Raw genomic sequence first — 3,599 nt, 5'->3', positions numbered from 1 at the left:
GACATCATTTCATAAAGACGATAAAGCAATGGATCGGTGGGCACGGTTTGCTCCCATTGTTTGTTAGGATACTTTTGCAAAGCCAGCTCGACTTCAGTACCCAGGTCCATTACCTGACATAGTTTTTTGGCTGTTTCGACTGGCATACTGTTCATGCCGAGACAGGCGGATGCCGTCCATTCCGGTGACATGCCAATGGCTTCACCGATTTTTTCCCAAGTCATTTCTTTAGTCTCTTTTGCCACCATGATGGCTTGCGTCATAGCAAGTTTATTCATTGTTACTCCAGGATGTCTGTTTGTATTTGGATAAAAAACCTGACACCCATAACAGATGCCAGGCCAACGAGGAAATTAATTCATTTTTTCTGAAAATTCGGCAGTAGGTGCACCGGTTTTGTAATGCGTCGCGTACAACATCCCACCAGTCAGTACCAGACCGCCCACCAGATTACCGAAGATAACCGGGATTTCGTTCCACAATAACCAGTCAGCGATAGTGATATCCGCACCCATCAGCATTCCCATAGGGAACAGGAACATATTGACTACGGCATGTTCGAACACCAATCCAAAAAACACTGCAATCGGTAGCCACATGGCCACGACTTTGCCGGCAACTGAATTGGATAACATGGCGCCAACCACACCCGTTGAAACCATCCAGTTACATAGAATGCCGGCGACAAAGACGGTTAACCAACCCGCGCCACCATGTGCTGCAAATCCTAAGGTTCGTGCTTCGGCTGCCTTGGCAATCGCCTGACCTGCGGCGCCCGGTTCAGTGGTGAATGCAAATGTCCAGGCGATGCCTACTAATAAAGCGGTGGTTAATGCACCTAAGAGATTACCCAAACCGACCAGCAGCCAGTTTTTCATCATCCCTTTGAATGTACAGCCGCGTCTTTTATCCAATAACGCTAATGGAACGAGGGCAAATACACCGGTCAACAAGTCAAAACCGAGTAAATTCAATAAGACAAAGCCAACAGGGAAAACTAGAGCACCAACAATCGGCAAACCCGTCTGAACGGCAGTGGTGACAGCAAATGCGACGGCCAGAGTTAAAATAGCTCCTGCCATATAGGATCGTATCAGTACGTCCCGGGTAGCCATTTTGAGCTTGGCTTCACCGGCATCGACCATTTTTTTGGTGAATTCACTTGGTATGAGATAAGACATAAAAACTCCAGATAGAATTGATGTAAACAGGTAAGCAGTTTGCATGTTTTATGCCTAACTTTATTTGTTTAACAATATCAATTACTTATTGTTTTTATGTGCTACTGAAGAGAGGGTGTTTGCACCAATTTGTATCGGATGAACGAAATGCATGCACAAGCATGAAGCGCAGTATCAGGAATACTATTGGTTTAATGAAGAATTAGTCCAGACAACGGTATCAAGCAAATCGGGCTGTGGCCGACCGATATAATATCCCTGTGCAAAATCAACCTCATAACCTCTGAGCAGCGCCAGTATGTCTGTGTTTTCAACAAATTCTGCAGTGGTTTTCCGGTTCAGTCCTTTGGCGACATCTACCAAGGCTTTGACAAAAAGCTGATCATCGGCATTTTTATCGAGATTTTTAATGAATATGCCATCAATTTTGATGATATCGACAGGCAGTTCACGCATGTAGTTAAATGACGAAAATCCAACTCCGAAATCATCCAGTGAAAATTGACATCCCAATGCTTTAATGGCGTGCATCATCGCTTTGGCCTGTTGCAGGTTGGAGACGGCAACGGTTTCGGTGATTTCGAAAATGATGCCTTTGGGATCCACAGCATAGTCAGTGATGGCATCTTCCAGAAGCGGCAATAATATCGAGGTATCAATCACCAGCCCTGATAAATTGATTGCAAAGGTGACTTTTCGTCCGAGTTTTTGTAATGCGCCTAATTGTTTTAGCGCATGCCTGATAACGTAATGATCGATTTGCTGAATCAAACCGACTTGCTCGGCAATCTGAATAAATTTACCGGGTAGTCGCATCTCACCCGTCTGCGGATCCCGCATACGGATCAATACTTCGTAATGTTCTATTTTGTCGGATTGCAATTCGAGAATGGGCTGATAAAACAACACAAACAGATTCTGTTCAAGCGCCTGTTCAATCCGATGTTTCCATAAAACTCGAGCCTGGAGTTGCTCACGCGTGCGATCGTCAACCGAGAATGTATGGAAACTGCCTTTGCCAATCGCTTTAGCCTGATACATTGCCAAATCCGCAAACCCCATCAACTCATGGATACTGGCGTCCTGCAATGGAAAATGCACAATGCCGATACTGGTTGAGACTTTATGATGAACCGTACCGTATTCAAGCTGAATGGTGCTTAGTTCATTGATTATCTTCTTTGCCAGAGTAATAGCACCCTCAGCATCACTTTCCGGCATTAATATTGCGAACTCATCTCCACCCAACCGGGCAACGAGATCGGTAAAACGAGTGACCCGTTTGAGCGCCCGGGCCACCAGAATCAGCAGTTCATCCCCTGCGCGGTGACCACTGGTATCGTTAATATCTTTGAATTGATCCAAATCGAGATACAGCAAAGTATTGCGATGCTGATAACGAATCGCCATCCGCAAGGATTTTTCAAACTCCTCAATAAATTTTCTGCGATTGCATAAGTCGGTCAGCGGATCATGTTCGGCCATCCAGACGATACGTTTTTCAGCCTCTTTTTTATCAGTCATATCCAGGCCAACCGATAAAATTACCGCTTGCTGGTTGTCATGTTCAAGGCGTGAATGCAACCAGGAAATCTGGCGGATAAGCCCGCTTTTATCAATGAGTTCGGCATCCTGTTGTGCAATACGCTGATGGCCCGCCAGTAATTCATTAAAATGGATATTGGCCTCAGTCCAGTGACTGGCAGGAAACATTCTGGCGACATTGGAATTGAGAACTTCAGTTTTGCTATATCCCGTTATTTTTTCGCCATAGTCATTAAACAGCGAAATTTCAAACTGTTTGTTGATGGTTATAACGATTAACTGGGCGGTATCGAGCAGGCTTTTAATGAAGTCACGATCTTTGCGCAGCTCACGATTTTTAATCTGTACCTGTTGGTTACGTAGCCGCCTGTGCTGATCAAGATGATCCAGCACATTTATCAGCTGGTGTGTAAGATGAGACAGGTCAACGACTTCCTGATCGAGGCTGCTGCTGATGTTTTCTGATAATAACTGGCGGGCTTGCTGATATTTTTTTGCTGACAGTAATGGTAATGCCAGCGATATCTGTTCAATCTGTGTTAAAGGTTGGGAGAGTCGGTGTAATACCCACCACGTTAATGCCATTGAAAAGCCTGTAATAAGCAAAAATGGCAGTAGATAAATGCGGGTGATCTGTGACGCTTCAAAATGACCATGCTGAAAGTGTAAATAGCCAATCAGTATCAGAATAATAAGCCCGGTCAAACAGCTGCCTAAAAAAATACTCAGAGCGGTTTTCCACTGAAGTTGGCGTTTTGACATCCTGGCCATTTTAATCACGTCCATGGGAAGTATTATGCAGACGATTATGGCATATCAATTAGCTGAAAAAATATAGACTACTTAACGTTGTTCACCACGAGAAACCCGATT

General features: G+C 44.5%; 2 protein-coding genes and 1 pseudogene. All 3 read right to left on the bottom strand.

Annotated features, from left to right (window positions below; all coding sequences use genetic code 11):
* Positions 1-278, bottom strand: a pseudogene (locus tag B3O33_RS11840) (cyanate hydratase); the annotation flags it as partial.
* A gap of 75 nt (positions 279-353) precedes the next feature.
* Positions 354-1,181, bottom strand: a complete 828-nt coding sequence (locus tag B3O33_RS11835; RefSeq protein ID WP_292360378.1) for a formate/nitrite transporter family protein — start codon at positions 1,179-1,181, stop codon at positions 354-356.
* 183 nt (positions 1,182-1,364) lie between these two features.
* Positions 1,365-3,488, bottom strand: coding sequence for a putative bifunctional diguanylate cyclase/phosphodiesterase (locus B3O33_RS11830; protein ID WP_292363668.1), 2,124 nt, complete (start codon positions 3,486-3,488; stop codon positions 1,365-1,367).
* Positions 3,489-3,599 lie beyond the last annotated feature (111 nt).

The organism is Methylophaga sp. UBA1464 (assembly GCF_002325665.1).
Taxonomy (GTDB): domain Bacteria; phylum Pseudomonadota; class Gammaproteobacteria; order Nitrosococcales; family Methylophagaceae; genus Methylophaga.
The sequence above is the reverse complement of the archived record's forward strand: the minus strand, read 5'-3'. Positions and strand labels throughout refer to the sequence as shown.

Coding starts and splice junctions, on each gene's coding strand:
- B3O33_RS11835 (WP_292360378.1), bottom strand. CDS start 1,181: ATGTCTTATCTCATACCAAGTGAATTCACCAAAAAAATGGTCGATGCC.
- B3O33_RS11830 (WP_292363668.1), bottom strand. CDS start 3,488: ATGTCAAAACGCCAACTTCAGTGGAAAACCGCTCTGAGTATTTTTTTA.